Origin of the sequence: Ectothiorhodospira lacustris (genome assembly GCF_022227845.1) — a bacterium.
Classification (GTDB): Bacteria; Pseudomonadota; Gammaproteobacteria; order Ectothiorhodospirales; family Ectothiorhodospiraceae; genus Ectothiorhodospira; species Ectothiorhodospira lacustris.
Genome location: NZ_JAJNQN010000027.1, coordinates 1 through 5,919 on the forward strand (window position 1 = coordinate 1; position 5,919 = coordinate 5,919).

Here is a 5,919-nt window from a genome sequence, read left to right on the forward strand (position 1 = left end):
CTGCGGCTTCGCGTACAGGACGTGGAATTTGAACGAAGCTTGATCATGGTGAGATCCGGCAAGGGGAACAAGGACCGGATCGTGCCCTTGCCGGAATAGCTGGTTGGCCCATTGAACGAGCACCTGGAAACCGTGCGTGCCCTGCACGCCAGGGATGTTGAGCAGGGACTGGGGGAAACCCTTTTGCCTGACGCACTGGCACGGAAGTATCCCAATGCCCCTCGCGAATGGCGTTGGCAGTCTGTCTTTCCCAATCGCGGCGGTCTCGCCGTCAGAAGCCCCCTGGATGCCTGAAACACCCTGTGCCCCTCGCTGCCTGTCCAGCGGGGGCTTCCTTGGATAACCGCCCTCTCCTGCCCTACCCCATTCGGGCCGCACGGGTTCCCTGTACTCCATGTCCCTTTCCGCTGCTTGATCCTGGGGTCGAGATTATCTCATTTTGTGACGCACTTCATGTTTCAGGTCAGGTTTTCCGTGCTAATTGCCAGGGGCCTGGTTTGAGGATTGTCCCGCGGATACGACGCGCGCCCCGCCCGACAGGGCACGCAGCAGGATGGCGATGGTGCTGCCGTTGTGAAGCAGGGAGGCGGCCACCGGGCTGAGCCAGCCGAAGGCCGCCGCGGACAGGATGGCGGTATTGAGCCCCACCGTCAGGCGGAAGTTGCTGTCGATGAGGCCGCGGGTCGACAGGGCCAGGGCGCGGGCATCGGCAACGCGGGCGATGTCGTCTTCCAACAGGGTGATGTCCGCTGCCAGCCGGGCAATCTCGGCGCCCTGGTGCATGGCGATCCCCACATGGGCGCCGGATAGGGCCGGGGCGTCGTTGATGCCGTCTCCCACAAACGCAATCCGTGCCCCCTGGGCGGAGAGCTCCTGCAGGATACGGGCCTTGTCCTCCGGCATCAGTTCGGCGTGATAGCCGTCCAGGCCCAGTATGTCGGCCATCTCCCGGGCACGGTCTTCATGATCCCCGGTGAGCATGTAGACGCGCTCGATGCCCAGGCCGCGCAGGCGGGCCACGGTGTCAGCGCTGTTGTGGCGCAGGCGGTCCTTGAGACCCAGCACCCCGAGCAGCTCGCCACCGAATCCAATATAGAGCAGCGTCTTGCCCTGGCGCTTGAGCGATTCAATCACCTGGGTCTGGGGGGCAATGGCAATCCCCTCGTGCTCCTCCAGAAAATGACGGGAACCCACGACGATGCGCTTGTCATCGATGACGCTGGCCACCCCGTGGGCGACGATGAACTCCACTTCCTTGTGGTTGAAGTGCTGCTGATGGGGCAGCCGTTCGGCGGCTTCCACCACGGCAATGGCCAGGGGATGAAAGTAGTGCTCTTCCACCGAGGCCGCCAGGTTGATGAGATCCTCGGAGGTGAAGGCGGCATCGAAGGCGATGGAGTCGGTGACCTCCAGATCCCCGCAGGTGAGGGTGCCGGTCTTGTCGAAGACCACCGTGTCGGCCTCGGCCAGACGCTCCAGCGCCCCTGCCCCCTTGACCAGCATGCCGGTCTTGCCGGCGCGGTACATGCACGACTTGAAGGCCACCGGCGTGGCCAGTTTCAGGGCGCAGGAATAGTCCGCCTGCAGTACCGCCGCGACCCGGTTCCAGTCCCGGGACACGGCCCAGGTCCCGGCGGACAGGCCCAGCACCATGGGCACCAGCCGGTCGGCCAGCTGAGAGGCCTCCAGCTGGGTGTGGCTCTTCACGCTCAGGGAGTGCTCCACGAAGTCCGCAATCCGGGCCGCCGCGGCATGGTGACCCACCTTTTCCGCATAGATGCGGATGCGCCCCTCCTCGACCAGGGTGCCGGATAGGGCCGGGTCACCCCGACGGCGGACCACCGGCACGCTTTCGCCGGTCATGGTGGCCTCGTTCACCAGTGCCTCCCCGCCCAGCACGGTGCCGTCCACCGGGATGACCGTGCCGGTGGCGGCAATCACCGTCTCGCCCATTTGCACCTCGCGGGCACTGACCAGGATTTCCACCCCGTCTCGCTCCACCCAGATCTCCGCATCCGCCGGGTGCAGCAGGTGCTTGAGCAGTTCGTCGGAACGACGTTCGATGGTGTGTTCCAGATACTCGCCCAAGGCCAGCAGGAGGATGGTGGTATTGGCGGCAAAATAGTCCCGGCGGCCGATGGAAATGACGACCGCCAGGGCCTCCAGCACATGGGAACTGATGCCCTTGCGGCACAGGTCCTGCACCGCCTCCCCCATCACCGGCAGGGCGGTCAGGAGGGTGAGCGGCAGTCGCAGCCACAGGGGCAGCCAGCGGGACAGCACCATGACCGCGCCACTGAGGCCCACCGCCGGCAGGCCGCTGCCGTGGCGCTCGGGAAGGGGCGCGGTCGGTGACACGACCGGTGCGGTCAGTGTCAGCAGGGCGCTTTCCAGACGGATGGGATCGGTGAGACTGTCTTCATAGTGGATCACCAGACACTGAATGCGCCGGTTGACCCGGACCTGGCAGACCCCCTGGAGGGATTCCACTGCCCGTTCGATGCGATGGGGTTCCAGGGGCATGCCCGGCCGGCACTGGTAGCGCAGGCGGATTCTGCCGGCGACGGCGTGAACCGGCTCCAGCCGGGCAAACCAGGGCGCATCCATCAGCGGTCTCCGTGCCGTTCCGCTTCCATCTCGGCCTTGATGTCCGCCATCTGCTCCTTGATCTCCTCCACGCCACCGGCCATACCAGCGTACAGGTCCAGACCGGCCTTCATGATCTTGCGACGCATCTCTTCGTCACTCAGGATCCAGGCGGCGCCGGCCCCCACCATCAGGCCCAGCAGGAACTTGTCTCGATGGGGGGCATCCAGCATGTGGGTCAGGCGATGGAGCCAGCCTTCTTCGTCACCCCGGTAACGATGTCTGCCCCGCTGGTCCTGGTAGGCATCGCCTTCGGGACCACCATAGCCTGCCCTGGGGTCCCCTTCGGGGGCGCCCTCATCCGGATACCAGGGAGAAGGGCCATAGCCTCGCCCGTGTCCCGCCCAGGGACCCGGGCCGTAACCATAGCCATGAAACCCCTCCCATGACTCCCTGGCCTTGTTCTTCTTACGCTTCTTACCCATCTTTTTTTTGCTCCTTGTCTTCCCGCGCCGGGGAGGGGCGCAGGAGTCTTTCGATGATCATGACGCCGGCGGCGCCGGCGGTAGCGGCCGTCACTGCCGACAGATAATCCCCTCGCCTGACTGCATTGGCGGCGCGGGTGCCCGCCACCAGGGCGGTCCCGCCCTGCAGGCCATGGCGCATGACCCGGCGCAGTGCGGGCCGGCTGAGCGGGGGTTCCACATCCTGAAAAGCCGAGATACAGGCGGCCGTCACGAATCCCCGGGTAAAACAGCCCTCATAACAGTCCAGGGGACGGCGCGGGGTGCGGGCGAGGGGTGCAGGACGGTATCCCACAGGAAGGCGGTACTTCATCACTGCGCAGGCTCATCAACGGCACCGTCTTTGCCCGGCTGCGATTCGTTTTCCAATCGCTTGCGGGCACGGGCCGAGACGTGTTCGATGCTGCTCAGGCTGGAGACGGTGGCCTCGCGCAGGGTGTCCTGGGCCTTTTCCAGCCCCTGCCGGGTCTTGTCGGTACGCAGCAGCCTGACGGCAAGCGCACCCACCACGGCGCCGGCGGCAAAGGGAATCAGGTGATACATGGTGAGCTCCTTGTGATCCTATGGGATCTGGTGAGGATCATCCCGGCGGGACATCCCGGGATTGACGTGAAAGATGCGCCGGTCGGGTTCAGCCGGGCACCGCATCCATCAACTCATGGCGAGCCTGCTGCACGATCCGGCGCAAGGTGTCCGCGGCCTCGGTGGCGCGCCCCTGGAGGAAGTCCTCCCAGGCGGCCATGGGTATCACGTCGGGGTCGTATTCCACCAGGCAGGAGCGGGCCAGCAGGTTGAGACGGACGCTGAACACGCCGGGAAGCTGGTCCAGCATCCGCTCGATCTCGGGGATGTCCGCTGCCCCGGCCAACCCCTTGAGGTCGGTATCCAGTTTCAGGCGAATGCGGCCCCGCAGGTGATGGGCGACGCGCACCCGGCTCAGGAGTTGCAGCAACAGATCGGCATGGGTCATGCGTGAAGCTTACCGAAGGATGAAGCGAAGCCAGGACGCAGGAAGGACATGTCACAGGTCGACATGGAAAACTCCTTAGTTTGCGGCACCTGGCTGGCGGGAGGCTGGCTAACGTGACCGGGGGATCGAATGGTTTTTGGTTTGAGCATACTGAAGTTGCAAGGATTCGAATAGCGTGCTGTATTGTCAACATCCGTCCCCGTAATGATATCTCTCCAGGAGTTCAGGGCCATGGGCACCCCTATTTCCATTGTTTCATCCATCTCGGGTCGGCTGCGGCTCAAAGGCGAATCGCTGCGACAGGCGGTGCCCAGGGAACGGCTGGAACGCGAGCTGCTGGCGCTGGACGGTGTCACGGACCTGCGGCCCAACCCTGGGGCCGGCAGTGTGGTCGTACAGTATGATCAGGCGGCTTGTACCATGGCCGAGATGGAAGCCCGGATCAGCAACCTCATCGGTTCGGCATCCCCCTCCCCTGCCCGTTCAATCAAGAGACCCTCACCAGTCTCCGGAGCCCAGCGCCGGCCCGGCCAGCGATCCCTGCGCATGCGGGTGAATCGGGTCTCCAAGATGGGCATGCTCACCAGCCTGGCAACATCACTGGCGGTGACGCAACTGCGCCCACGGGGCTGGAAATATTGGCATGCCGGCACCGGCTGGATGTTCGTGGCCTGTCTGGGGGTTCATCTGCTGGTCTATCGCCGCCATCTGCTCCGGTAGACCGGCCCCAGTCCTCTCCGCATAGTTCGTGGACCCGCCCCCGGCAAGGCCCTACAATGCCCTCCATGTTCGGATTCCTGCAGAGCTTTGCCTACGGGCTGTTCCTGTCCTGCCTGCCCTGGTTGATCATCGGCATGATCAACCCAAGGCTGGCACTGCCCACAGATCCCGCCACCCGCTGGCAGGTGGCGCTTCGCTATTGGCTGATCATCCCCTTCATCGCCTTCATCCTCTGGCTCACCTCCCTCTGGGGCGGCTTTTCAGTCTCCCTTTGGGGTTGGCTGGCCGGTCTGGTGGCCATTCCCGTGGCCATCCCGCTGGAGCGGGGCTGGCGGCGTTGGCAACAGGCCCGGGCCGAACGCCACCGCCAGGCCCGGCTGGCCGCCGAGGCGGCACGGGAGCGGGCCGCGCTGGAACGCAAAGCCCGGGAGCAAGGGCTGACGGTGTTGCAGCCGGATCAACCGCCGGCAGAAACCGATGACGTGATCCTCGGGTTCTGGCAGGCCAAAAAGGACCTGCTGGCGCTGAACCGCCCGGATCTGGCCATTCAGGCGGATCGGCTCTACAGCCGTTATCTGCACGTGGATGACCTGCTGCGGAGCAAGTTCGATCCCCGGGAGCTCACCTTTGAACGCTCCCGGAGTCTGGTGGCCGAGGCCTGTCGAAACTCGGTGGATACCCTCCAGGCCATGGCCTCGGTAAGCAGGGGGATCGCCGGCGTGGACGCGGCCTACGTCAGACAGCGCCTGGACAAGCCATCGGCAGGGATCACCGATGAAGAAAGGCGTGCCCTGGAGCGGCGCCTGGAACTGGTGGATGACACGGAACGACGCCTGCGGGAACTCGGGGCCCGTAACGAAGCCATCATGACCGCCCTGGATGATACCGCCGTGGCGGTCTCCGCCGTGGCCACCGACCGCCCTCAGGCGGCGATGGCCACGCAACAGGCCCTCAAGGATCTTCAGCAGTTTGCCGAAAAGGCCCATCGGTACGGACGCGCCGATCCCTGAAATATCGTTGGTGAATCGATGCTACCGCGTGCACCCCGGACAATAAGGGGTACGATCCAGGGCGTCGGGGATACCATCACCACCACCGCAGCCGGACAACAGCAAAACC

8 protein-coding genes are annotated in these 5,919 nt (G+C 64.9%); 3 read left to right on the plus strand and 5 right to left on the minus strand.

The features are described from left to right. The first annotated feature begins 111 nt into the window (after positions 1 to 111). A complete protein-coding gene (locus LQ956_RS15145) occupies positions 112 to 294 on the plus strand; it encodes a hypothetical protein (protein ID WP_430733432.1) in 183 nt (60 codons plus the stop codon). A gap of 183 nt (positions 295 to 477) precedes the next feature. Here the strand turns inward: LQ956_RS15145 and LQ956_RS14650 are convergent, their stop codons facing one another. The 5 genes from LQ956_RS14650 to LQ956_RS14670 all read right to left on the minus strand — a co-directional run bounded on the left by LQ956_RS14650 (position 478) and on the right by LQ956_RS14670 (position 4,080). Further along, entirely contained in the window at positions 478 to 2,607 is a 2,130-nt protein-coding gene (locus LQ956_RS14650) for a heavy metal translocating P-type ATPase (protein WP_238630313.1), read from the minus strand. Further along, on the minus strand, positions 2,607 to 3,071 hold the full coding sequence (locus LQ956_RS14655) for a YtxH domain-containing protein (protein WP_238630312.1): 465 nt from the start codon (positions 3,069 to 3,071) through the stop codon (positions 2,607 to 2,609). The genes LQ956_RS14650 and LQ956_RS14655 overlap by 1 nt, the downstream gene beginning before the upstream one ends. Further along, positions 3,064 to 3,423: a hypothetical protein gene (locus LQ956_RS14660; RefSeq protein WP_238623145.1), complete on the minus strand. Its 360-nt coding sequence runs from the start codon at positions 3,421 to 3,423 to the stop codon at positions 3,064 to 3,066. Before LQ956_RS14660 ends, LQ956_RS14655 begins: the two co-directional genes overlap by 8 nt. Further along, positions 3,423 to 3,653, minus strand: coding sequence for a hypothetical protein (locus LQ956_RS14665; protein WP_238630311.1), 231 nt, complete (start codon positions 3,651 to 3,653; stop codon positions 3,423 to 3,425). Before LQ956_RS14665 ends, LQ956_RS14660 begins: the two co-directional genes overlap by 1 nt. Positions 3,654 to 3,741: 88 nt before the next feature. Further along, positions 3,742 to 4,080: a heavy-metal-associated domain-containing protein gene (locus LQ956_RS14670; protein WP_238623147.1), complete on the minus strand. Its 339-nt coding sequence runs from the start codon at positions 4,078 to 4,080 to the stop codon at positions 3,742 to 3,744. Between the two features lie 231 nt (positions 4,081 to 4,311). Here LQ956_RS14670 and LQ956_RS14675 point away from each other — a divergent pair, with 231 nt between their 5' ends. Together LQ956_RS14675 and LQ956_RS14680 are read left to right on the plus strand one after the other, a co-directional pair. Then, complete coding sequence (locus tag LQ956_RS14675) at positions 4,312 to 4,800, plus strand: HMA2 domain-containing protein (RefSeq protein ID WP_238630310.1); 489 nt, start codon at positions 4,312 to 4,314, stop codon at positions 4,798 to 4,800. 56 nt (positions 4,801 to 4,856) lie between these two features. Then, on the plus strand, positions 4,857 to 5,810 hold the full coding sequence (locus tag LQ956_RS14680) for a cobyrinic acid a,c-diamide synthase (protein WP_238623149.1): 954 nt from the start codon (positions 4,857 to 4,859) through the stop codon (positions 5,808 to 5,810). The last annotated feature ends 109 nt before the right edge of the window (positions 5,811 to 5,919 follow it).